The 21,402-nt window shown below is 74.1% G+C and carries 22 protein-coding genes and 1 tRNA gene; 13 read left to right on the forward strand and 10 right to left on the reverse strand.

The window, feature by feature from the left end:
• Positions 1–8: 8 nt before the first annotated feature.
• The 5 genes from DOO78_RS13095 to DOO78_RS13115 form a co-directional block, all read right to left on the reverse strand.
• Positions 9–1,322, reverse strand: a complete 1,314-nt coding sequence (locus DOO78_RS13095; protein ID WP_111470237.1) for a beta-ketoacyl synthase N-terminal-like domain-containing protein — start codon at positions 1,320–1,322, stop codon at positions 9–11.
• Positions 1,319–2,461 (reverse strand): beta-ketoacyl-ACP synthase, encoded by a 1,143-nt coding sequence (locus tag DOO78_RS13100; RefSeq protein WP_111470238.1) that lies wholly within the window; start codon positions 2,459–2,461, stop codon positions 1,319–1,321. Before DOO78_RS13100 ends, DOO78_RS13095 begins: the two co-directional genes overlap by 4 nt.
• A 36-nt stretch (positions 2,462–2,497) precedes the next feature.
• Positions 2,498–2,959: a 3-hydroxyacyl-ACP dehydratase FabZ family protein gene (locus DOO78_RS13105; RefSeq protein WP_111470239.1), complete on the reverse strand. Its 462-nt coding sequence runs from the start codon at positions 2,957–2,959 to the stop codon at positions 2,498–2,500.
• 9 nt (positions 2,960–2,968) lie between these two features.
• Positions 2,969–3,256 carry an acyl carrier protein gene (locus tag DOO78_RS13110; RefSeq protein WP_111470240.1) on the reverse strand — a complete coding sequence of 96 codons (288 nt, stop codon included), beginning with the start codon at positions 3,254–3,256 and terminating at the stop codon, positions 2,969–2,971.
• Between the two features lie 170 nt (positions 3,257–3,426).
• Positions 3,427–3,510: transfer RNA gene (locus tag DOO78_RS13115), tRNA-Leu, on the reverse strand.
• A 925-nt stretch (positions 3,511–4,435) separates the two neighbouring features.
• Here DOO78_RS13115 and DOO78_RS13120 point away from each other — a divergent pair.
• The 4 genes from DOO78_RS13120 to DOO78_RS13135 all read left to right on the forward strand — a co-directional run bounded on the left by DOO78_RS13120 (position 4,436) and on the right by DOO78_RS13135 (position 9,122).
• Positions 4,436–4,654 (forward strand): hypothetical protein, encoded by a 219-nt coding sequence (locus DOO78_RS13120; protein ID WP_111470241.1) that lies wholly within the window; start codon positions 4,436–4,438, stop codon positions 4,652–4,654.
• A gap of 149 nt (positions 4,655–4,803) precedes the next feature.
• Positions 4,804–5,523, forward strand: coding sequence for a trehalose-phosphatase (gene otsB / locus DOO78_RS13125; RefSeq protein ID WP_111470242.1), 720 nt, complete (start codon positions 4,804–4,806; stop codon positions 5,521–5,523).
• Positions 5,520–6,866, forward strand: a complete 1,347-nt coding sequence (locus DOO78_RS13130; RefSeq protein WP_111470243.1) for an alpha,alpha-trehalose-phosphate synthase (UDP-forming) — start codon at positions 5,520–5,522, stop codon at positions 6,864–6,866. Before otsB ends, DOO78_RS13130 begins: the two co-directional genes overlap by 4 nt.
• A gap of 288 nt (positions 6,867–7,154) precedes the next feature.
• Positions 7,155–9,122 carry an AI-2E family transporter gene (locus DOO78_RS13135; RefSeq protein WP_111470244.1) on the forward strand — a complete coding sequence of 656 codons (1,968 nt, stop codon included), beginning with the start codon at positions 7,155–7,157 and terminating at the stop codon, positions 9,120–9,122.
• Between the two features lie 33 nt (positions 9,123–9,155).
• Here DOO78_RS13135 and DOO78_RS13140 read toward each other — a convergent pair whose 3' ends face one another.
• Both DOO78_RS13140 and DOO78_RS13145 read right to left on the reverse strand, forming a co-directional pair.
• A complete protein-coding gene (locus tag DOO78_RS13140) occupies positions 9,156–9,788 on the reverse strand; it encodes a glutathione S-transferase family protein (RefSeq protein ID WP_111470245.1) in 633 nt (210 codons plus the stop codon).
• 1 nt (position 9,789) lies between these two features.
• Positions 9,790–10,416 carry a glutathione S-transferase family protein gene (locus DOO78_RS13145; RefSeq protein WP_111470246.1) on the reverse strand — a complete coding sequence of 209 codons (627 nt, stop codon included), beginning with the start codon at positions 10,414–10,416 and terminating at the stop codon, positions 9,790–9,792.
• A gap of 97 nt (positions 10,417–10,513) precedes the next feature.
• Here DOO78_RS13145 and DOO78_RS13150 point away from each other — a divergent pair, with 97 nt between their 5' ends.
• From DOO78_RS13150 to DOO78_RS13165, 4 genes are all read left to right on the forward strand, one after another.
• Positions 10,514–10,990: a disulfide bond formation protein B gene (locus tag DOO78_RS13150; RefSeq protein WP_111470247.1), complete on the forward strand. Its 477-nt coding sequence runs from the start codon at positions 10,514–10,516 to the stop codon at positions 10,988–10,990.
• The gene (locus DOO78_RS13155; RefSeq protein ID WP_243634532.1) at positions 10,987–11,568 is read left to right on the forward strand and encodes a demethoxyubiquinone hydroxylase family protein; all 582 of its coding nucleotides are present in this window, start codon (positions 10,987–10,989) and stop codon (positions 11,566–11,568) included. Before DOO78_RS13150 ends, DOO78_RS13155 begins: the two co-directional genes overlap by 4 nt.
• A 105-nt stretch (positions 11,569–11,673) precedes the next feature.
• Positions 11,674–12,141, forward strand: a complete 468-nt coding sequence (locus tag DOO78_RS13160; RefSeq protein WP_111470249.1) for a YybH family protein — start codon at positions 11,674–11,676, stop codon at positions 12,139–12,141.
• Between the two features lie 277 nt (positions 12,142–12,418).
• Entirely contained in the window at positions 12,419–13,396 is a 978-nt protein-coding gene (locus DOO78_RS13165; protein ID WP_111470250.1) for an alpha/beta hydrolase, read from the forward strand.
• 16 nt (positions 13,397–13,412) lie between these two features.
• On the opposite strand, the gene DOO78_RS13170 is transcribed toward DOO78_RS13165, so the two are convergent.
• Both DOO78_RS13170 and DOO78_RS13175 read right to left on the reverse strand, forming a co-directional pair.
• A complete protein-coding gene (locus DOO78_RS13170; RefSeq protein WP_207802890.1) occupies positions 13,413–13,988 on the reverse strand; it encodes an HNH endonuclease in 576 nt (191 codons plus the stop codon).
• Positions 13,989–14,147: 159 nt separating this feature from the next.
• The gene (locus DOO78_RS13175) at positions 14,148–14,813 is read right to left on the reverse strand and encodes an alpha/beta hydrolase (RefSeq protein WP_111470251.1); all 666 of its coding nucleotides are present in this window, start codon (positions 14,811–14,813) and stop codon (positions 14,148–14,150) included.
• A 43-nt stretch (positions 14,814–14,856) separates the two neighbouring features.
• Here DOO78_RS13175 and gluQRS point away from each other — a divergent pair, with 43 nt between their 5' ends.
• Entirely contained in the window at positions 14,857–15,759 is a 903-nt protein-coding gene (gene gluQRS, locus DOO78_RS13180; RefSeq protein WP_111470252.1) for a tRNA glutamyl-Q(34) synthetase GluQRS, read from the forward strand.
• Positions 15,760–15,793: 34 nt separating this feature from the next.
• On the opposite strand, the gene panC is transcribed toward gluQRS, so the two are convergent.
• The gene (panC, locus tag DOO78_RS13185) at positions 15,794–16,624 is read right to left on the reverse strand and encodes a pantoate--beta-alanine ligase (RefSeq protein WP_111470253.1); all 831 of its coding nucleotides are present in this window, start codon (positions 16,622–16,624) and stop codon (positions 15,794–15,796) included.
• Positions 16,625–16,688: 64 nt separating this feature from the next.
• Here panC and DOO78_RS13190 point away from each other — a divergent pair, with 64 nt between their 5' ends.
• The 4 genes from DOO78_RS13190 to DOO78_RS13205 all read left to right on the forward strand — a co-directional run bounded on the left by DOO78_RS13190 (position 16,689) and on the right by DOO78_RS13205 (position 20,960).
• Entirely contained in the window at positions 16,689–17,897 is a 1,209-nt protein-coding gene (locus DOO78_RS13190) for a class I SAM-dependent rRNA methyltransferase (protein WP_111470254.1), read from the forward strand.
• The gene (locus DOO78_RS13195; protein ID WP_111470255.1) at positions 17,894–18,283 is read left to right on the forward strand and encodes a DUF3293 domain-containing protein; all 390 of its coding nucleotides are present in this window, start codon (positions 17,894–17,896) and stop codon (positions 18,281–18,283) included. Before DOO78_RS13190 ends, DOO78_RS13195 begins: the two co-directional genes overlap by 4 nt.
• A gap of 64 nt (positions 18,284–18,347) precedes the next feature.
• Positions 18,348–19,436: a mandelate racemase/muconate lactonizing enzyme family protein gene (locus DOO78_RS13200; RefSeq protein ID WP_111470256.1), complete on the forward strand. Its 1,089-nt coding sequence runs from the start codon at positions 18,348–18,350 to the stop codon at positions 19,434–19,436.
• 69 nt (positions 19,437–19,505) lie between these two features.
• Positions 19,506–20,960, forward strand: coding sequence for an amidase (locus DOO78_RS13205; protein WP_111470257.1), 1,455 nt, complete (start codon positions 19,506–19,508; stop codon positions 20,958–20,960).
• Positions 20,961–21,402: the final 442 nt, after the last annotated feature.

Genomic DNA, 21,402 nt, shown 5'->3' on the forward strand with positions numbered 1-21,402 from the left:
CCTGCCGCTTAGGCCTGGGGGGCGGCGCCGAGGACGAGGCAGACATTCTGCCCGCCGAAGCCGAAGCTGTTCGAGAGCACGTGCCGCACCGCCGCCGGCCGCGCCAGGTTCGGCACCACATCGAGCGGGATGGCGGGGTCGGGCACCTCGTGGTTGATGGTCGGCGGCAGCATCCCGTCGCGGATGGCGAGCAGGCTGAACACCGCCTCGATCGCGCCGGCGGCCGAGAGGGTATGGCCGATCATCGACTTGTTGGAGGAGATGGGCGGGCAGGACTCGCCGAAGACGGCGCGCATGCCGAGCGTCTCCATCTTGTCGTTCTCCGGCGTGCCGGTGCCATGCGCGTTGACGTAGTCGATGGCGCCGGGCTCGAGCCCGGCATCGGCGATCGCCGCCCGCATGGCGCCGATGATGGCGCCGCCATCGGGGTTGCTGCGGGTGCGGTGGAAATTGTCCGCCCGCTCGCCGCAGCCCATCACCAGGCCGAGCACCGGGGCGCCGCGCGCCGTCGCCGCCTCCAGGCTCTCCAGCACCAGCGCCGCCGCGCCCTCGCTCATCACGAAGCCCTCGCGGCCCTTCTCGAAGGGGCGGGAGGCGCGCTCCGGCTCGTCGTTGCGGGTGGAGAGGGCCGAGAGCAGGGAGAAGCGGATCAGCGCCTCCGGCTGCACGCTGCCCTCGGCGCCGATGCAGAGCGCCGCCGCCGCCTCGCCGCGCTGGATCGCCTCGACGCCGAGCTGGATGGCCGAGGCGCCGGTGGCGCAGGCGGTGGTGATCTCGAGCGGCGCGCCAAGGGTGCCGAAGCGCGCCGCCAGCCGCTCGCCGATGCCGCCGAAGAGGCATTGCTCGTGCAGCGCCCGCTGCCCCGTCGCCGCGGCGGCCAGCGCCGGGTAGCGGGGCGGTTCCGCGGACGCCGCCAGGGCCTGCCGGGCCAGGGCGAGCCGATGCGGCCATTCCACCTCGACCGGCGGCATGCCGAGGCAGAGCGGGCCAGGGAAGCGACCTTGGCCGGGGAGGCCGGCGCCGGCGATCGCCTCCGCCGCCGCCAGGACGGCCATGCGCTCGACCCGGACCGGCGAGGTCAGGACCTCGCCCGCCGCATCCTCGGGCAGCGTCACCTGGCCGGCGATGGTCGTCTTCAGATGCGCGGTCGGGAAGCGGGTGATGCGGCGGATGCCGGAGCGGCCGGCGAGCAGCGCCGCCCAGCTCTCGGCCACCCCGAGGCCGAGCGGCGTCACCAGGCCGATGCCGGTGACGGCGACGCGGGGGCGGCCGCGGTGGTCGCGCAGGGCGGTGCCGGGGGGCGGCGGGGCTGTCTCGGTCATGCGACGGGCTCCACCAGGGCCAGCGCCTCGCCGCGCCAGGCACCGAAGCCGGTGACGAGGGCCTGCGGGGCGTCGCCGGCGGCGACGGCGAGGGTGGCGAGGGCGAGGCTGGCCGGGAAGCCCGCCTCGACCGCATGGCCGATCAGGTCGGCGCTGTGGATGACGGGGCCGGGCGCGGCGCCGCCGGCGCGCAGCCCGGCGAGGAAGCGGGCCTCGGCCAAGCCGGCCGCGGCGGCGCCGCTGGCGCCGGAGAGCACGACATGGCCGGGCCGCAGCGGCAGGTCCCGGGCCAGGGCGGCAGCCGAGGCCTCGGCCGTGTCCTCGGCCGTGCGCCGGGCGGCCCCGCTGCGCACCGGGCCGAGCCGGGCGAGGCCGCCGGCGCCGCGGCCGCGGGCATGGGTCTCGGTCTCCAGCACCAGGAAGGCCGCGGCGCTGCCGGTGACGAGGCCCGGGCCGTCCGCCGGGCGCTCGGCCAGCGGCACCCAGGGCCCGCGCCGGAGCTCGCCCGAAGCGGCGTGCAGCAGCAGCATGTCCCAGCGCCCGGCGACATAGGCGCCGCCGACCAGGGCGATGCCGCCGCGCCCCTCGGCCAGCCGCGCCGCGGCGATGCGCACCGCATCGGCCCCCGCCGCCTCCTCGCCCATGAGGGTGCGGGAGGAGCCGGTCACCCCATGGACGATGGAGATGTTGCCGGCCAGCAGGTTGGAGAGCTGGGCCAGGAAGAGGGTGGGCCGCAGGCCCGAGGCGAGCAGGGCGTTCAGCCGCTCGCCCGCTTCCCCGGCCGGCAGCCGGGCGATCTCGGCGCAGACCGCCTCGTCGAGCGCGGTGTCGCGCTCGCCGCCGCCGGCCGCGACGACGAGGTGCATGTCGGCGACGCAGCCCCGCGCCCCGGCCTGGTCGAGCGCGAGCCCGGCGGCATAGGTGCCGAGGCGCTGCCAGGGCTCCATCTGGCGCTGGTCGCCCCGCTTCGGGATCTGCCGGTCGAGCTCGAGCGCCGGCAGGGGGTGGATGGGGTAGGGGGCGAAGCTCGTGTCATCGACCACGGGCGCGCGGCCGGCGAGGGCGGCGCGATGGATCTCCGGCCCCTCGCCGAGCGAGGAGACCAGGCCGATGCCGGTGATCCAGATGCTCTCGGTCATGCTGTGCTCGCTCGGATCATGCCTGCTGAGGCGCGGTCAGGGCCGTGGCGCGGCGGCGAGCCCGATGCGCTCCGCCTGGGCGCGCATCGCGGCCTCGAGCTCGGGCGTCGGGAAGGGCAGGGTGCGGAGCGTCAGCTCGGCGTCGCAGAGGCGCTGGCCCCCCCTGGCGACGCCGGTCCGCAGCACCGCATAGCCGGAGCCGTCATGCGCGAGCCGGGCCGAGACCTCGAGCCGGGTTTCGGGCGGCACGAAATTGCGGAACTTCGCCTCCTTCACGGCGGCGAGGAAGGGCATGCGGGCGAAGTCCTGCCGGTAGAGCAGCAGATAACCCGCGGCCTGGGCCATGGTCTCGACCAGCAGCACGCCGGGGACGAGCGGATATCCCGGGAAATGCCCCTCGAAGACCGGGCTCGCGGCCGGTACCAGCGCCTCGGCCTCGATGCTCTCGGGACCGACCGCGAGCACCCGGTCGATCATCTGGAAATACTCGAGGCGCACGGCCCGGGGTCAGCCGTTCGCGGCCTTCGCCGCCACCAGCTCCTCGATGCGCGTCGCGAGGTTCTTCATGACGAAATACTGCTCGGCCGGCGCCTGGCCGGAATTCACTTCCTGCGTCCAGGTCTCGACCGGCACCTTGATCCCGAAATCCTTGTCGATGGCGAAGACGATGTCGAGGAAGTCCAGGCTGTCGATGCCCAGGTCCTCGATCACATGGCTGTCCGGCAGGATCGTCTCGCGTGGGACGTCGGACGTCTCCGCGATGATGTCGGCGATGCGGTCGAACGCCGATGCCATGGCGAATCTCCGGGCTGGGCTGTGAAACAGGCGGGTCTTTCGCCCGAACCGCCCGGCTTGTCCAGCAGGCCGGGGCGCGCGCGGCGGGCGTCCCGCGAGGCCCGCGGCGCGGCGGATGGCGGGGCCGCCATGAAACCGCAAGCCGGGCCGGGAGGGTGCTGCCGGGAGAGTAGGGGTGGCCGGACTCGAACCGGCAAGACCTTGCGGTCGGGGCATTTTGAGTGCCCTGCGTCAACCAATTCCGCCACACCCCCGCGGCCGCCCCTGGATAGGGCCCGGCCGCCTGCGGCGCAAGGATCGCGACGGTGGCGCGAGGGCGAGGGGGAGAGAGGGGGTCGAATGCGCGGCAGCGCCGCCTGGGACCTGCCCAGGCGGCGCTGCGTTGCTCACAAGCAATCGATGGTGGGCCTCCCTGGACTCGAACCAGGACGCCTCTGAGGCCCGCGACACTCATACCACTTCGGCTTTCGCCGCCCCGTTGCCGGGTTCGTGGTCTGGACTGTCCCTTCGCCCTACCACTCGCGTGGGTTAGGCGCCGCCCGTCCAGTCTCTACACCTTCCCATGTCTGGGCTTGGCTCGGGATCAACAGTGAAGTCTTCCCCGACTTTGAGCGGTTCTACTCCCGGCATTTCCACCGGGGCACCCAGTTGTTCATCCTAGGTCGCGGTCGTCTACCATTTCCGACAGAGGCCCGATGGCGTTTTGGTAACGGAATTCATTAAGCGTGAGCAAGCCCAAAGTCAGACAATTTTCATAGCGTTTCGGTGATAACTCGGGACGCGATGCTGCACCAGCGCTCAGCCGCCTCGAGTGGATGGCGCCAGGACGCCAACAGCCGCTGCGAGCAGGCCAGTGCCGCACTCGAGATGCTGGAATAGTTTTAACATAGAATGAACCACCGCTGCGCGTGCCTTGCCCAAGGACGACGCGTATCGCGTGTGTCGCCGACTGCCCGCCGGCGGATGGGGGGCTCGGGCGCCAGGCGGTCCAGGCGGCCGGCCGGGCTCTCGCCGCGCGGTCCGCCCCGGATGCGCCCCGGCCGGGGTGTGCGGGGCAGGTTGGTGATATCGCATCACATCTCTCTTTTCCGTGTGTTTTGCTCACGAGAGTGTGTATTAGAGATGCACATCATCCGAGGCGGACGCCTCGCAACGCCTTGCGCTGAAGGAACACCGCTGATGCGGCACGCCTCCCGGCAACAGGCGCGCGCCGAGCAGCGCGCGCTGGTCATCGCCGTGCTCTGGATGCTCGTGGTCCAGCTCGCCTGCGTCGCGCTCTGGGATGCGGGCTGGCTCGCCCGGCAGGCCGCCCTCGTCCACTGGCTCATCGTCGGCGTCCTGCCGCCCGCCTTCGCCCTCTGGGGCATGCGGCACACCGATGCGGAAGCGGCCCGCTGACCGCAGCCGTCCAGGCGCGCTGAGCCCTCCGCCCCGCGGATCTTTTGCTACCCTCGCGCGTTCGCGACGCAACTGACGGCGCCGATCGGTCTTGTCCAGAAAGTATGGCTGGACCGTTCCTCCTGCCGCCGCCACCAGGCGTGCCCGGAATGGGCCCCATCGAGCGCGCGGCCCTGCTTCTCGATTTCGACGGCACCCTGGTGGAGATCGCCGCCACGCCCGATGCCGTGCGCGTCGACCCCCTGCTGCCGAACCTCCTCTACCGCCTCGCGGGCGAGCTTTCGGGCGCCCTCGCGGTGGTCAGCGGGCGGTCGCTGCGGGACCTCGACACCTTCCTCCCCGTGCCAATCCCGATGGCCGGCGACCACGGCGCCACGCTGCGGCCCGACCCGGCCGCCCCGGCGCTGCGCCCCGACCTGCCGCATCCGCCGGCCGCCTGGCGCGCCCGGGCGGCGGCGCTGGTCGCGCACCATCCCGGCGCGCTGATCGAGGACAAGGACCACGGCTTCGTCCTGCATTACCGCCAGGCCCCCGGGCTCGGCCCCGAGGCGCAGGCCCTGATGGCCTCCTTCGTCGCCGAGGACCCGGCCGCCTTCGACCTGCTCGAGGCGCGGATGGCCTGGGAGATCCGGCCGCGCGGCGCCTCCAAGGGCACGGCGGTGCAGGCCCTGATGCAGCGCGCGCCCTTCGCCGGCCGCGTCCCCGTCTTCATCGGCGACGACGTCACCGACGAGGAGGGGATGGAGGTGGCCCGCCGCTTCGGCGGCTTCGGCTTCAAGCTGCAGGATGCGTTCGGCAGCCCGGCGGCGCTGCGCGACTGGCTGGCGCGGGCGGTGGCCCCGCCGGGACCGGCCGGAACGACGCCGTGAACCGGCTGGTGATCGTCGCCAACCGCGTCCCCAACCCCCGGGAGCGCGGCGCCACCGCTGGCGGCCTCGCCGTCGCCCTCAGGGACGCCCTGGCCAGGCGCGAGGCGCTCTGGTTCGGCTGGTCGGGCCAGACGGCCGAGACGACCGAGATCGAGCCGCGCGAATTCCGCGTCGGCCGCATCACCTATGCGACGCTCGATCTCGGGCGCGAGGACTACCGCCGCTACTACCAGGGCTTCTCCAACGCCTCGCTCTGGCCGACCCTGCATTACCGGCTCGGCCTCGTGCAATTCTCCCGCGACGACCTGGCCGGCTACCGCCGGGTGAACGCCGCCTTCGCCGAGGCCCTGGCGCCGCTGCTGCGCCCGGACGACACGATCTGGGCGCACGACTTCCACCTCTTTCCCTTCGGCGCCGAGCTGCGCCGCCTCGGCTGTCGGCAGCGGATCGGCTTCTTCCTGCACGTGCCCTTCCCGCCGGCGGCGCTGTTCTGGGCCCTGCCGCAGGCGGAGGCGCTGCTCGCCGACCTCGCCGCCTACGACGTCATCGGCGTCCAGAGCGAGGACGACGCGATCAACCTGCGCGGCGCGCTGGCGGCCATCGGCAAGGAGGAGGCGGTCTCGCGCGTCGCCGCCTTCCCGATCGGCATCGAGGCGGAGTCCTTCACCGCCCTCGCCGAGAAGGCGATGGTCAAGCGCGAGACCGAGCGCTTCCAGCAGAGCCTCGTCGGGCGCTCGCTCATCATCGGCGTCGACCGGCTCGACTACACCAAGGGCCTGCCGCAGCGCTTCTGCGGCTTCGGCCAGCTCCTCGCCCGCTTCCCCGAGCACCGCTCGAAGGTCACCTACCTGCAGGTGGCGCCGGTCTCGCGCGGCGACGTGGCGCAGTACCGGGCGCTGCGCCGCGAACTCGATGAATGGGCGGGGCGGATCAACGGCCAGTATGCCGAGCCGGACTGGATGCCGCTGCGCTACATGACGCGGGCGGTGGCCCGGCCGGTGCTGGCCGGCTTCATGCGCCTCGCCCGCATCGGCCTGGTCACGCCGCTGCGGGACGGCATGAACCTGGTGGCGAAGGAGTATGTGGCGGCGCAGGACCCGGAGGATCCGGGCGTGCTGGTCCTCTCGCGCTTCGCCGGCGCCGTCGCCCAGCTTCCCGGGGCGCTGCTGGTCAACCCGCTCGATCCGGACGAGATCGCCGAGGCGCTCGACCAGGCGCTGACCATGCCGCGCGAGGACCGCCGCGCGCGCTGGGAGGAGTGCGTCGTCTCGGTCCGCCGCGACGGGGCGCAGGCCTGGTGCCACGATTTCCTCAGCCGGCTGGAAGGCGCCAACGACGCTTGATGCCGAGCGCAGGACGGCCTCGCCGTCCTGCCCCTCGGATGCCGGGCGCACCCTCCGGTTCGCCTGGGCCCTCGCCGCGTCGCGCTGACAGGCGCGCCTTGCGGCGCGACCGGCGGCGCCCGTTCGGGCGCTCGGCCCCGCGGGCCGCGGGCCAGAAACTCATGCGACGGGTATGAGCGGCGCGCCGCCGGCGGCGGGGCCCCCTCCGCTGCCTTGCATACCGGGCGCGCCGAAGGGCGTTGTTGGGGCCCGGTGAGCGCATCGGGACAACACGGGAGAGGAAGGGGCATGCCGGGCAGCCAGCCGATCGAGGACATCCCGCCGCGCCTGCCGGGCGCGCAGCCCCCGGGCCTGCGCGCCCTGATGACGCTCGCGGTCGGCGTCGTGGTGGTGGCGGCGCTCTACCTGGCGCAGGAGGTGCTGATCCCGATCACCCTCGCGGTGCTGCTCTCCTTCGTGCTGGCGCCCCTGGTCGAGCTGCTGCGGCGGCTCTGGCTCGGCCGCGTGCCGGCGGTGCTGCTCGCCGTGCTGCTGGCCCTCGGCGCGATCCTGCTGATCGGCGGCCTGATCGGCACCCAGGTCGCGTCGCTGGCCGCCGATGCGCCCCGCTACGCCATGACGATCGAGCACAAGGTCGGCGCCGTGCGCGAGGCGACGATCGGCCGGCTCAACGCCATCGCCGGCCGCTTCACGCATTCCGGGGCGGAACCGGGACAGGCCGCCCTGCCGGGCCCGGCGCAGCCCGAGGTGGAGACCGCCCCGAAGGCCGGCGCGGCGCAGCCGCAGCAGGCCGGGTCGGACAGCACCACCTCGCCGCTCGACCTGGCGCAGCGCATCCTCGCGCCGGTGCTCGGGCCGCTCGGCACCACCGCCATCGTGCTCGTCGTCACCGTCTTCATGCTGCTGCAGCGCGAGGACATGCGCGACCGGATCATCCGCCTCGCCGGCGCGACCGACCTGCACCGCACCACCACGGCGCTGAACGATGCCGCGCACCGCCTCAGCCGCTACTTCCTCGCCCAGCTCGGCATCAACGTCCTGTTCGGCTGCATCATCGGCCTTGGCCTCTTCCTGATCGGCGTGCCCTCGCCGCTGCTCTGGGGCATCCTCGCGGCGCTGCTGCGCTTCGTGCCCTATATCGGCGCGCCGCTCGCCGGCGCCCTGCCGGTGGCGCTCGCCGCCGCGGTGGATCCCGGCTGGTCGCTCGCGCTCTGGACCACGGGGCTGTTCCTGGTGACCGAGCCGATCATGGGCCAGGTGGTGGAGCCGATGGTCTATGGCCACAGCACCGGCCTCTCGCCGATCGCGGTGGTCATCGCCGCGATCTTCTGGAGCTGGCTCTGGGGGCCGATCGGCCTGATCCTCTCGACGCCGCTGACGCTCTGCCTGGTGGTGCTCGGGCGGCATGTCGAGCAGCTCGAATTCCTCGATGTGCTGCTCGGCGACGAGCCGGCCCTGACCCCGGTCGAGAGCTTCTACCAGCGCCTGCTGGCCGACGATCCGGACGAGGCGCTGGACCAGGCGGAGCTGATGCTGAAGCAGGTCCCGCTCTCGACCTATTACGACGAGGTGGCGCTGAAGGGGCTGCAACTCGCGGCGCGCGACGTCAACCGCGGCGTGCTGCCGCGCGAGCAGCTGCGGACCATCCGGGACTCCATCCACGGGCTGGTCGAGGATCTCGAGGCCTATCCGGATGCCGACCCGAAGCTGGCGAAGGCCGCCGGCCGGGCCGGCCAGGGCGCGCCGGACCGGGCGGCGGCCGGGATGGCGCCGGCGGGCTGGGGGGAGAAGGCGACGATCCTCTGCATCGCCGGCCGCGGCCCGCTGGACGAGGCGGCGGCCGGCATGCTCGCGCAGCTTCTCCGCAAGCATGGCTTCGGCACGGAGGTCGTGCCCTATCAGGCGGTCTCGCGCAGCCGGGTCCAGGCGCTCGACATCGCGGGCGCGAGGATGGCCTGCCTCCTCTATCTCGACCTCAGCGGCAGCCCGGCGCATCTGCGCCACCTGCTGCGCCGGCTGCGCGAGCGCCTGCCCGACCGCCCGGTGCTGGTCGGGCTCTGGCCGGAGGGCGAGCCGGTGCTGCGGGACCGGCAATTGCAGGTCGCGCTCGGGACCGACCAGGTCGCCACCACCCTGCGCGAGGCGGTGCAGGCCTGCCTGCAGGTCGCGCGCCAGTCGGATGCGGCGCCGCCCGCCGCGCCATCCAGCGCGCCACGCGCCGCGCCGCCCGCCGCGCCCTTGGCCGATCCCCCCTGAGGACGGCGGGCCGGGGGTGGCCCCGCCGCCGCCTCAGCTCAGCGGCACGGCGACGTGCTTGGCATAGGGCGGGCGCGCCAGCAGCCGGTCGTACCAGCCGCGCAGCCGCGGCAGCTCGGCCCGCTCGATCGGCAGCGCGAACCAGCGATGCAGGAAGCCGCCGAGCGCCATGTCGGCGATGCTGAAGCCGCCGGCGATGTGGTCGCGCCCCTCGAGTTGCGCCTCGACGATCTGCCACAGCCGCTCCGCCGCGTCGCGGGCGCGTGCCACGGCCTGCATGTCGCGCTCGGCCTCCGGCGTGCGCACGAGCGTCCAGAAGATGACCCGCAGCGGGTCGTTCAGCGAGGCGAGGGTCCAGTCCATCCAGCGCTCGACATCGGCCCGCGCCTCGGGCGCTTCCGGGTAGAAGCCGTTGCCGCCGGGCTGGGTGCGGCAGAGGTAGCGCAGGATCGAATGGCTCTCCCACAGCGTGTAGCCATGCGGCATCACCAGGGTCGGCACGGTGGCGTTGGGGTTCATCGCCGCGTAATCGGGGTCGCCCGTGCGGCCGAAGGCGCCGCCGGCATCGATGCGGTCGAAGGGCAGGGCGAGCTCGTCGAGCAGCCAGAGCACCTTCATGACGTTGACGGAGTTCGCCCGTCCCCAGACGGTCAGGAGCTTCGGCATGCTAGGCCAGCGGCACCGCGACGTGCTGGGCGAAGCCGGCATGGTTCTCCCGCAGCCGCTCGTACCAGGCCTCGAGGTTGGGCATCGGGGGGCGCTGGAGCGGCAGGGCGAACCAGCGATGCAGATAGGGCCCGAGCACGATATCGGCGAGCGAGAAGCCGCCGGCGACGTAGTCGCGGCCGGCGAGCTGCCGGTCGACGATCTGCCACAGCGCCTCCGCCGCGTCGCGCGCCTTCGCCGCCGCCGCCAGGTCGCGCTGCGCCTCCGGCGTGCGGACATAGGTCCAGAAGAGCGGCGTCATCGGCCCGCTGAGGCTGGCGAGCTGCCAGTCCATCCAGCGCTCGACATCGGCGCGGTGGCGCGGCGCGGTGGGATGGATCGGATCGCCCGGCGTGCGCGTCGCCACCAGGTAGCGGAGGATCGTGTGGCTCTCCCACACCGAATACCCGTCCGCCTCCTCGATGGTCGGCACCAGGCTGTTGGGGTTCATGGCGAGGTAGGCGGGGTCCCTGGTCCGGCCATACTCGCCGCCGGCATCGATCCGCTCGTACTCGATCGACAGCTCCTCGCAGAGCCAGAGGACCTTCATGACGTTGCTCGAGCTGGTCCGTCCCCAGATCTTCAGCATGGCGCATCCCCTTCCAGTTCGCCGGACCCTACCACCCGCGCTCCCGGTCCCCAACCGGGCGGCTTGCCAGCCCGCGGGCCGCGCGGGAGAAGGGCGCATGCCGTCCATGCTGCTCCTGGCGCTGCTCGCCGCCGCCGCGCCGCTCTTCGCCCGGGCCAGCGAGGGGATCTGGGGCATCGCCCCCTGCGAGCTCTGCCTGTGGCAGCGCTGGCCCTACTGGGCGGCGGCGGCGCTGGCGCTGGCGGCGGCGCTGCTGCCGCGGGGCCGTCGCCTGCTGGGCGGGCTGGCGGTGCTGGCGGTGCTCGGCTCCGGCCTCGTCGCCGGCTTCCATATCGGCGTCGAGCAGGGCTGGTGGCCCTCGCCGCTGCCGGGCTGCCAGGCGCCGCGGGCCCTCGGAGGCACGGGGGTCGAGGACATGCTGCGCAGCCTCCCGGCCATGCCCTCGAAGCCCTGCGACGCGCCGACCTACCTGATCCCCGGCCTGCCCCTCTCGATGGCGGCGATGAACCTGCTCTATGCGCTTGCCCTGGCCGGGCTCGGCCTCATCTTCCTGCGCAAGGGAACCACGGCATGACGGAGACGGGGATGGCGCATGGGCAGGGGCGGCGGACGGGGGAGGGGCGGCTGCCCGGCGACCCGACGCCGCGGCAGGTCGTCGAGCGCGCGATCCGCGTCGACCATGCCGGCGAGTACGGCGCCAAGCGCATCTACCAGGGCCAGCTCGCGGTGCTGCGCGGCACCCGCTGGGAGGGGCTGATCCGCCACATGCAAGCGCAGGAGCAGGTGCATCTCGACACCTTCGCGCGGATGATCCCGGCGCGGCGGGTGCGGCCGACGGCGCTGCTGCCGGTCTGGCACGTGGCGGGCTTCGCCCTCGGCGCGGCGACGGCGCTGCTCGGCCATCGCGGCGCCATGGCCTGCACCGTCGCCGTCGAGGAGGCGATCGACGAGCACTACCAGGCGCAGGAGCGGGAGCTGGGCGAGGACGAGGCGCCGCTGCGCGCGCATATCGCGCAATTCCGCGCTGAGGAGCTGGAGCACCGCGACATCGGCCTCGAGAACGAGGCTGAGCTGGCGCCCGCCTACCGGGCGCTGAGCGCCGTGATCAAGGCCGGCTGCAAGCTGGCGATCAAGGTGAGCGAACGGGTGTAGCCCGGCCGCCCGGGCAGGCTTTACCCCCATGCTTGACCTTCCGGCTTGACCCCCCGGCCGGCTTGCCGCGCCATGGCGCGATCCGAAGGCGAGAGAAGCCGCGCCATGACGACCCTGCCCCTGCCCGAGGCGGATGCCGAGACCGGCGCCGCGATCCGCGACTGGCTGGACCGCTTCGCCGCCCGCGTCCGCGAGGTGGACTATGCCGGCGCCTATCCCTTCTGGCACGAGGACATCGTCATCTTCGGCACCTACCAGGAGCTGGTGCGGAGCCGGCAGGCCTGGACCGACCGGCAATGGGACAATGTCTGGCCGCGCACCGCGGAGTTCGCCTTCGACCTCGACAACACCCTCGTGCTGGCCTCGCCCGACGGCGCCATGGCGGTCGCGGTGGCGCCCTGGACCAGCACCGGCTTCCACCCCGACGGCACCCCCTTCCCGCGGCCGGGCCGCGCGACCATCGTGCTGGCGCGGCAGCCGGACGGGCGCTGGCTCGGCGTGCACAGCCACATGTCCCTCGGCAAGGGCGTGCCGCAGGACAGCCACGGCACGCGGCCGGTCAAGGCGCGTTGAGCGTGATCGCCTGAGGTGGGATCACCGAAGGCGTGAATCACGCGATCAAGCAGCGGCCTGGACCACGATCCGCGAACCGGAGTGAGCGGATCATGGTCCAGAGCGTGATCGCCTGAGGTGGGATCACCGAAGGCGTGACTCACGCGACCCGGGACCGCGCTGGACCATGGTCCGCGAACCCGGCTGAGCGGATCGCGGTCCGGCGCCGCCGGCCCCGGTTGTGGCGCGGCCGGGGCTGCGCCACCCTCGGCGCAAAGACCGAGGAGGGACGCCCGCCATGCCCGTCGATCCGCAGATCCAGGCGCTGCTCGATGCCGGCCGCCACCTGCCGCGCACCGAGTCCCTGCCCGTCGCCGAGGCGCGGGCGATGTACGAGGCCCGCACCGCCGCCTATGCGCCGCCGACCGCCGTGGCGCGGGTGGAGGAGCGGACGATCCCCGGGCCGGAGGGCGCGCCGCTGCGGCTGCGCGTCTACACGCCAGAGGGGCCAGGGGAGGGGCAGGGGCCCTTCCCGCTGCTGGTCTTCTTCCATGGCAGCGGCTTCGTGCTGTGCAGCCTGGACACGCATGACGGCACCTGCCGCAACCTCTGCGCCGGGGCGGGCTGCGTCGTCGCCTCGGTGGACTACCGGCTGGCGCCGGAACACCGCTTCCCGGCGGCGCCGGAGGATTGCCTCGCCGCCACCCGCTGGTGCGCGGCGCATGCGGCCGAGCTCGGCGCCGATCCGGCGCGGATCGTCATCGGCGGCGACAGCGCCGGCGGCAACTTGGCGGCGGTGACGGCGCTGCGGGTGCGCGACGAGGGCGGGCCGGCGCTGCTCGGCCAGATGCTGCTCTATCCGGTGACCGACTGGCACACGCCCGGCTGGCCCTCCTATGCCGAGAATGCCGAGGGCTACGGGCTGGGCCGGGCGACGATGGAGTGGTTCTGGGGCCACTACCTGGCCGATCCGGCGCGCGAGGCCGCGCATCCGCATGCCGCGCCGATCCGCGCGGAGAGCCTCGCCAACCTGCCGCCCGCCCTCGTCACCACCGCCGAATACGACCCGCTGCGCGACGAGGGCGAGGCCTATGCCGAGGCGCTGCGCAAGGCCGGCGTCACGGTCGCCTGCACCCGCTGGCGCGGGCTGAACCACGGCTTCTACTCCTGGACCGGCAAGGTGGATCACGCGACGGCGGCGATGCGCGAGGCGGCCGGCTGGCTGCGCGAGACCTTCGCCGGGCGGCCGCCGGAATGGGCGGTGCGGCATTGCTGAGGCGCGACGCCCGCCCTCAGCTCTCCAGCTCGGAATCCCAGTAGAGGTAGTCCCGCCAGCTCTCGTGCAGGTAGTTCGGCGGGAAGGCGCGGCCGTTCTCCTGCAGCTCCCAGCTCGTCGGCTGGCGCGGCGCCTGGCGCGGCTGCATGTGGCATTCGCGCGGCAGCTTGTTGCCCTTGCGCAGGTTGCAGGGGCCGCAGGCGGTGCAGACATTGTCCCAGGTGGTGCGGCCGCCGCGGCTGCGCGGGATCACGTGGTCGAAGGTCAGGTCATGCGTCGGCCGGCCCTCGCCGCAATACTGGCATTCGAAGCGGTCGCGCAGGAAGACGTTGAAGCGGGTGAAGGCGGGGCGGCGGGCCGCGGGAATGTATTCCTTCAGCGCGATCACGCTCGGCAGGCGCATGGACAGGGTCGGCGAATGCACCTCCGCCTCGTACTCGTTGAGCACCGAGACGCGGTCGAGGAAGACGGCCTTCACCGCATCCTGCCAGGCCCAGATCGAGAGCGGGAAATAGGAGAGCGGGCGGAAATCCGCGTTCAGCACGAGGGCCGGGAAGGACTGGCCGGTGATGAAACTGCCGCCGTCGGGCAACTGCCGCTCCTATGCGAAGCAGCGCCGCTACCGATAGAGGGCCGAACAACGATTGGGCCCCATATCCTGTGGCACCGCCGTGTTACGCGGCATTCTTGCCCGGGCCGGCGGCAGGACGCAAGCCACGCCCCGGACAGCGGCCGGTCTTTCATCCCATCGTCATGCCAGGGCAGGGCCGGCGAAGGCCGCCTTGAGGGCCTGGGCACCGGCCTCGATGCCGGCCTCGTCGATGCCATGCGCGAGGCCGGGGCGGTACAGCGCCTGCACCGGGATGCCGGCCGCCCGCAGGGCCGACTCGGCGGCCCGGCTCGCCGCCGCCGGCACCACCTCGTCCGCCTCGCCATGCACCAGCAGCACCGGCGGGCGGCCGGTCGCCTCGGCGGCCAGGGTCTCGGGCGCGACCAGGGCGCCGGAATAGCCGAGGATCGCGGCCGGCGGCACCGCCCGGCGCAGGCCGGCATAGAGCGCCATCATGCAGCCCTGGCTGAAGCCGGCGAGGGCGAGCGCCGAGCCGGGCAGGCTCAGCCGCGCCAGCTCGGCCTCGAGGAAGGCGTCGAGCGCCCCCCGGGCCGCCCGCGCCCCGGCCGCCATCGCCGCCGGCCGGCGGTCCTGCAGGCTGAACCATTGCCGCCCATAGGGGCCCATGTCGCAGGGCTCCGGCGCATCGGGCGCGACGAAGGCGGCGTCCGGCAGCGCCCGCGCCCAGTGCGGCGCCAGCGCGATGAGATCCTGGCCATCGGCGCCGAGCCCGTGCAGCACCACCACGAGCTGCTGCGCGGGTCCCCTCGAGAGGGGACCGAAACGGGGTCCGTCGAGCTGCGCCATGCCTCTTGCTCCCCTGCTGCTCCGGTCGCTACGCGCGACCCCGATGGTTGTCCCCGATGGCCTGCGCCCCCTGCTGCCCGAGCTGCCCGCGGGCGCCGTGACCCGCTTCGCGCCGAGCCCGACTGGGTTGCTGCATCTCGGCCATGTCCATGCCGCGCTCTTCGCCGAGACCCTGGCGCGGCAGGCCGGCGGCCGCGTCCTGCTCCGCCTCGAGGATATCGACCGCAGCCGCTGCCGCCCGGAATTCGCCGCGGCGGCCGAGGCCGACCTGGCCTGGCTCGGCTTCCGCTGGGACGGGCCGGTGCGGGTGCAGTCGCGCCACATGCCGGAGTATCGCGCCGCGCTCGCCCGGCTGGAAGCGCGCGGCCTGCTCTATCCCTGCTTCTGCACCCGGGCCGAGATCCAGCGCGAGATCGCGGCGGCCGGCGGCGCGCCCCAAGGCCAGGGCCAGGACGGGGGGCCGGAGGGGCCCGCCTATCCCGGCACCTGCCGCCGCCTGTCCGCCGCCGCGCGGGCGGCGCGGCTCGCCGCCGGCACGCCGCATGCGCTCCGCCTCGACATGGCGACCGCCCTGGCCGCGGCGCCGCGCGGCCTCTCCTTCCACGAGCTCGGCGAGGGCCGGCTGCCCTGCGACCCGGCGCCCTTCGGCGACGTGGTGCTGGCCCGCAAGGACATCCCGGCGAGCTACCATCTCTGCGTCACGCATGACGATGCGCGGCAGGGGGTGACGCTGGTCACCCGCGGCCGCGACCTGAAGCCGGCGACGCATCTGCACCGGCTGCTGCAGGCGCTGCTCGGCTGGCCGGAGCCGGCCTATGCGCATCACGGGCTGATCCTCGGCGCGGACGGGCGGCGGCTGGCGAAGCGGGACAAGGCCCCGACGCTGCAGGCCTTGCGCGCGGCCGGCCATGGCCCGGACGCGGTGCGGCGGCTGGCGGGCTGGTGACGCGCCGCCGCGCCGGCGCCCCATGCGGCCCGGCTCAGCCGGCGGCGATGTTGTCGAGCAGTCGCACGCTGCCGAGGCGCGCCGCGGCGATCAGGCGGCCGGGCAGCGAATCGGTCTCTCGCAGGCTCTCCGGCTCGACCAGGGCCAGGTAGTCGAGGCCGAAGCCCTCGGCGGCGAGGCGCGCCCGGGCCGCCGCCAGCGCCGCCGCGGCCGGCTGCCCGGCGCCGAGCGCCGTCGCCGTCTCGGTGAGGGCGGCGAAAAGCCGTGCCGCCTGGTGCCGCTCGGCCGGCGAGAGGAAGCGGTTGCGCGAGGACATGGCCAGCCCGTCCGCCTCCCGCACCGTCGGGCAGCCGACGATGCGCAGCGGCAGGTCGAGATCGGCCACCATGCGCCGGATCACCTGCAGCTGCTGCCAGTCCTTCTCGCCGAACATGGCGACGCGCGCGCCGGTCTGCAGGAAGAGCTTGGCGCAGACCGTGGCGACGCCGCGGAAATGGCCGGGGCGGGCGGTGCCCTCCCAGCCCTCCGAGGGGCCGCCGACCTCGATGGCGGTGGCGCGGCCGGGCGGGTACATCGCCTCGACGCTCGGCAGCCAGGCGAGGTCGCAGCCCGCGCCCTCCAGCGCCGCCAGGTCGCCCGCCTCGTCGCGCGGGTAGCGCGAGAGATCCTCGTTCGGGCCGAATTGCAGCGGGTTGACGAAGATCGAGGCGGCCACCGCGCCGCCCATCGCCGCGACCTCGCGCCGCGCGGCGCGGATCAGCGACAGATGCCCCTCGTGCAGGGCGCCCATGGTGGGCACCAGGGCGATGGGGCCGAGGCGTGCCGCTTCGGCGCGCAGGCTGCTCAGGTCTCGGGCGATCCTCATGCCCCAGCATCTGCACCGTTGCCGATTGCGCCGCAAGGGCAGGGGGGCGCATATCCGCCGCCGCATGAGCAGCACCCCGGCCATCTCCCCTGGCGACCGTCCCCTGATCCGCCTCCTCCCCGGGCATGACCGCCGGGTGAAGGCCGGGCACCCCTGGGCCTTCTCCAACGAGATCGCCATGACCCCGGCGATCCGCGCCCTGCCGCCGGGCGGCGCGGTGCGGCTGGAGGGCGATGATGGCTGGCGGCACGGCTGCTGGAGCTTCAACCCGCACAGCCTGATCGCCGCCCGGCGGCTCGACCGCGATCCGGACGCGGCGCTGGACGCCGCCTGGGCGGAGCGCCGCCTCGGCGCCGCCCTGGCCCTGCGCGAAAGGCTCTACGACACGCCCTTCTACCGCCTCGTGCATGCCGAGGCGGATGGGCTGCCCGGCCTCGTCATCGACCGCTACGGCGATGCCCTGGCGCTGCAGGCCAACACCGCCGGCATGGAGGCGCTGACGCCGGTGCTGATCGAGGCGCTGCGGCGCCTGCTCGCGCCCCGCCTCGTCGTCGCCCGCAACGATGCCGCGGTGCGCCAGCTCGAGGGGCTGGAGGAGCGGGTGGCGCCGCTGCTCGGCAGCGAGACCACGGCGCGGGTGGAGGAGGGCGGCCTCGGCTTCGCCGTCGACCTGCTCGGCGGCCAGAAGACCGGCTGGTTCTACGACCAGCGGGAGAACCGCGACCGGGTGGCCCGCCTGGCCCCGGGCGCGACGGTGCTCGACGCCTTCTGCCACACCGGCGGCTTCGGGCTGCGCTGCGCCGCCGCCGGGGCGGCGCGGGTGACGCTGCTCGACCGCAGCGCGCCTGCGCTCGACCTCGCCATGGAAACGGCTCGCGGCAACGGCCTGGCGGAGCGGGTGGAGGCGCAGCGCGGCGAGGCGCTGGAGGCGCTGGAGCGGATGGGCGCCGCCGGGACGCGCTTCGACATCGTCGTCGCCGACCCGCCGGCCTTCGCCAAGTCGCGCAAGGACCAGCCGCAGGCGCTGCGCGGCTACGGCAAGCTGGCGCGTCTCGCCGCGGCGCTGGTGGCGCCGGGCGGCTTCCTCTTCATCGCCTCCTGCTCCCATCACGTGGCGCCGGGGGATTTCGCCGATGCGGTGATCTGGGGCCTCGGGCGGGCGCGGCGGGAGGCGAAGCTGCTCTTCCAGGGCGGCGCCGGGCCGGACCACCCGGTGCATCCGCAGCTGCCGGAGAGCGCCTATCTGAAGGCGCTGCTCGTCCAGCTCGCGTGACGGCCGCGCTCCGCACCGCCTACGCCGCCAGCGCCTATGAGGCGGCGGGCGCGGTGGCGCGGATCGGCCGGCGCAGCGCGGCGGTGGAGGCGCTGCTGCGCCGGCTCGGCGCGCGCCAGGGCGGCTTCGTCGGCGCCTGGAATCCCGGCAGCCGGCGCTATCCGCCGGGCTGGAACGCGCGCCGGCACCGGGCGCTGCGCGCGGCGGCGCGGCGCCTGCCGGCCATCGAGGGCTGGGGCGGCACGCCGCGCTGGCGGGAGCGCCACCTGCTGCTGGCCGGCGATCCGCGCCGCCTCGCCGTGCTCGGCCGGCGCTTCCGGCAGCGGGCCATCGTGACCCTGCGCCTCGGGCAGCCGGCCCGGCTGCGCTGGCTGCGCGCTGGCTGACCCTCTCGCGCCGCCCGGCCTCGCGGCGTAGCCTGCCGCGCAACGCGAGACGGGGAGAGACGCCATGCCGAAGCTCGAACGCATCGAGGCCGGGCATTACCGCATCCCGCTGCCGGAGGTGCTGACCGACAGCACCCATGGCGCGATGACGCATTTCGAGCTCGTCACCTGCCGCCTGCGCGACGCCGAGGGGGCCGAGGGGGTGGGCTACACCTACACGGTCGGCCGCAACGGCGGCGCGGCGCACGACATCCTGGCGCGCGAGATCGCCGAGCTCGCCGCCGGCCATGAGGCGGATGCGATCGAGGCGCTGTGGCAGCATCTCTGGTGGGGCCTGCATTACGGCGGCCGCGGCGGGCCGGCGGTGCTGGCGCAATCGGCCATCGACATCGCGCTCTGGGACCTGAAGGCGCGGCGCGCCAAGCTGCCGCTCTGGCGGCTGCTCGGCGGCTACGATCCGCGCGTGCCCTGCTATGCCGGCGGCATCGATCTCGAGCTCGACGCCAAGGCGCTGATCCGGCAGACCGAGGGCAACCTGGCGCGCGGCTTCCGCGCCATCAAGATGAAGGTCGGCCGGCCGCGCCTCTCCGAGGATGTGGCGAAGCTCGCCGCCATGCGGGCGCATCTCGGCGAGGGCTTCCCGCTGATGGTGGACGCCAACATGCGCTGGACCGCCGATGTGGCGATCCGCGCCGCCCGCGCCTTCGCGCCGCACGACCCGACCTGGCTGGAGGAGCCGGTGGTGCCCGAGGATGTCGCCGGCCATGCGCGGGTGCTGCGCGAGGGCGGGGTGCCGATCGCCACCGGGGAGAATCTCCGCTCGCTCTGGGATTTCCAGGCGCTGATCGCCGCCGGCGGCGTCTCCTACCCCGAGCCGGACGTGACCAATTGCGGCGGCGTCACCGCCTTCATGAAGATCGCGCATCTCGCCGAGGCGCATCACCTGCCGCTGACCAGCCATGGCGCGCATGACGTGACGGTGCAGCTCCTCGCCGCCTGTCCGAACCGCTTCTACCTCGAGGCGCATGGCTTCGGCCTCGACCGCTATATCGAGCAGCCGCTGCTGATCGAGGCGGGCATGGCGGTGGCGCCGGACCGGCCGGGCCATGGCATCGGCTTCGACTGGGCCGGGCTGGAGGCGCATCGCGCCTGAGCGCGGCCGGCGCGCATTGCCGTCGGCGCCGGGACGCGCTGCACTCCCGTCTCTGCCCAGGGGTGCCGCATGTCCGACGCGCTGATCCGCCTCACCGCCACCGAGGCCGTCGCCCGTCTGCGGCGGCGGGAGGTCTCGCCGCTCGAGCTCATCGATGCCGCCGAGCGCCGCATCGCCGCGGTCGAGCCGGCGGTGAACGCCCTGCCGACCCTCTGCCTCGACCGGGCGCGGGCGCAGGCCCGGCGGCTGATGGCCGGTGAGGGCGCGGAGCGGGCGGGGGAGCCGGGCTGGCTCGCCGGCCTGCCGGTGACGATCAAGGACCTCACCGATGTGGCGGGCGTCCGCAGCACCTATGGCTCGCCGCTCTTCCGCGACCATGTGCCGGAGCGCTCGCACCCGCTGGTCGAGCGGATCGAGTCGCTCGGCGGCATCGTCATCGGCAAGTCCAACACGCCGGAATTCGGCGCCGGCGGCTCCACCTTCAACGAGGTCTTCGGCCGCACCCGCAACCCCTGGAACACCGCGCTCACCCCCGCCGGCAGCACCGGCGGCGGGGCGGTGGCGCTGGCGACGGGGGAGTGCTGGCTGGCCCAGGGCACCGACCATGGCGGCAGCCTGCGCCGGCCGGCCACCTATTGCGGCGTGACCGGGCTGCGGCCCTCGCCGGGGCGGGTGACGCGGGGCACGGTGAACGGGCTGTTCTCGCCGCTCTCGGTGCAGGGGCCGATGGCGCGCAGCATCCCCGACCTGGCGCTCTTCCTCGACACCATGGCGGGCTGGGACGCGCGCGACCCGCTGACCTATGACGCGCCGGCGACGCCCTATGCCGAGGCCGTCGCGGCGGCGCGGCCGCCCCGGCGCGTCGCCTACACGGCCGATTTCGGCAGCCTGCCGATCGACCGCGAGATGCGGGCGCTCTGCGACGCGGCGGTGCGCCGCTTCGCCGAGGCGGGCTGCGCGGTGGAGGCCATCGACCTGCCGCTCGGCGCGTTGCAGGAGGCCTTCCTGGTGCTGCGCAGCCAGCAATTCGTCATCGACCGCGAATTGCAACTCGCCGCGCACCGGGTGCAGATCAAGCCGGACATCGTCTGGAACACCGAGCGCGGCCTGGCGGCGACGCCGAGCCAACTCGCCTGGGCCGAGCGCGAGCGCGCCGCCTGGTACCGCCGGGTGATCGCCGTCTTCGCCGACTTCGACGTGATCGTGACACCCGGCGCCGGCACGCCCGCCTTCGACGTCATGCTGCGGCATCCAGAGAGCATCGGCGGCCGCAAGCTGGAGAATTACATGGCCGGCTCGATGTGGAACGCCGCCTTCACCCTGGCCGGCTGCCCCGCCGTCGCCGTGCCCTGCGGCCAGGACCAGCATGGCCGCCCGGTCGGGTTGCAGGTGGCGGCGCCGCCGCGGCGCGACGCGGTGGCGCTGGCCGCGGCGGCGGTGTTCGAGCGCATCGCCGGGCAGGACCGGCTGCTGCCGATCCTGCCGCGGGAGGGGGCGGTGCCGCCGGTGGAGGGAGCGGGGTAGGGACCCGGGGCCTTGGGCGAAGCGGCGCCCGTCCAGGGCTCCGCCGCCGCCGGTCGGGCCTGCGGGCTCCGTGTCCGCGCGCCAGGCGCAGCCTGCGCGACGTTCGGACAAATCCCCTGATCGCGACCGGCGGCGGGTTTCGGACACAGCCGCCGCCATCGGGATGGCCGCGCGTCTCGGGCCCATCCGTCCCGGGCGAGCGTCCGCGCAGGACGGGGAGGGGCAGTCCGGGCCGGGCCGGCCGCGGCAGCCGGCTGGGGGCCGGGCGGCGGAGCGTGACGGGCTGCCGCATGCGCACCTCCCTCGTCGCCCGGGCGCGGGATCGCGCCAAATCGGAACATATAGGGAACGAAAAGGCCCGGCAAGCAGGATCCTGCCCGGGTCAGGGCTGGCGTCAGCCGGATGGCGGGCTCAGCCGGCCGTCGCCACGCCCGGGCAAGGC

This window comes from Roseicella frigidaeris (assembly GCF_003258945.1).
GTDB classification, from domain to species: Bacteria; Pseudomonadota; Alphaproteobacteria; order Acetobacterales; family Acetobacteraceae; genus Paracraurococcus; species Paracraurococcus frigidaeris.

Excerpts from the sequence above, each read along its gene's own strand:
- DOO78_RS13160 (WP_111470249.1), top strand. The coding sequence starts at position 11,674 with ATGACGACCCTGCCCCTGCCCGAGGCGGATGCCGAGACCGGCGCCGCG.
- DOO78_RS13140 (WP_111470245.1), bottom strand. The coding sequence starts at position 9,788 with ATGCCGAAGCTCCTGACCGTCTGGGGACGGGCGAACTCCGTCAACGTC.
- DOO78_RS13205 (WP_111470257.1), top strand. The coding sequence starts at position 19,506 with ATGTCCGACGCGCTGATCCGCCTCACCGCCACCGAGGCCGTCGCCCGT.
- DOO78_RS13100 (WP_111470238.1), bottom strand. The coding sequence starts at position 2,461 with ATGACCGAGAGCATCTGGATCACCGGCATCGGCCTGGTCTCCTCGCTC.
- DOO78_RS13110 (WP_111470240.1), bottom strand. The coding sequence starts at position 3,256 with ATGGCATCGGCGTTCGACCGCATCGCCGACATCATCGCGGAGACGTCC.
- DOO78_RS13200 (WP_111470256.1), top strand. The coding sequence starts at position 18,348 with ATGCCGAAGCTCGAACGCATCGAGGCCGGGCATTACCGCATCCCGCTG.
- DOO78_RS13165 (WP_111470250.1), top strand. The coding sequence starts at position 12,419 with ATGCCCGTCGATCCGCAGATCCAGGCGCTGCTCGATGCCGGCCGCCAC.
- DOO78_RS13150 (WP_111470247.1), top strand. The coding sequence starts at position 10,514 with ATGCCGTCCATGCTGCTCCTGGCGCTGCTCGCCGCCGCCGCGCCGCTC.
- gluQRS (WP_111470252.1), top strand. The coding sequence starts at position 14,857 with ATGGTTGTCCCCGATGGCCTGCGCCCCCTGCTGCCCGAGCTGCCCGCG.
- DOO78_RS13155 (WP_243634532.1), top strand. The coding sequence starts at position 10,987 with ATGACGGAGACGGGGATGGCGCATGGGCAGGGGCGGCGGACGGGGGAG.
- DOO78_RS13175 (WP_111470251.1), bottom strand. The coding sequence starts at position 14,813 with ATGGCGCAGCTCGACGGACCCCGTTTCGGTCCCCTCTCGAGGGGACCC.
- otsB (WP_111470242.1), top strand. The coding sequence starts at position 4,804 with ATGGGCCCCATCGAGCGCGCGGCCCTGCTTCTCGATTTCGACGGCACC.
- DOO78_RS13120 (WP_111470241.1), top strand. The coding sequence starts at position 4,436 with ATGCGGCACGCCTCCCGGCAACAGGCGCGCGCCGAGCAGCGCGCGCTG.
- panC (WP_111470253.1), bottom strand. The coding sequence starts at position 16,624 with ATGAGGATCGCCCGAGACCTGAGCAGCCTGCGCGCCGAAGCGGCACGC.
- DOO78_RS13095 (WP_111470237.1), bottom strand. The coding sequence starts at position 1,322 with ATGACCGAGACAGCCCCGCCGCCCCCCGGCACCGCCCTGCGCGACCAC.
- DOO78_RS13145 (WP_111470246.1), bottom strand. The coding sequence starts at position 10,416 with ATGCTGAAGATCTGGGGACGGACCAGCTCGAGCAACGTCATGAAGGTC.
- DOO78_RS13190 (WP_111470254.1), top strand. The coding sequence starts at position 16,689 with ATGAGCAGCACCCCGGCCATCTCCCCTGGCGACCGTCCCCTGATCCGC.
- DOO78_RS13135 (WP_111470244.1), top strand. The coding sequence starts at position 7,155 with ATGCCGGGCAGCCAGCCGATCGAGGACATCCCGCCGCGCCTGCCGGGC.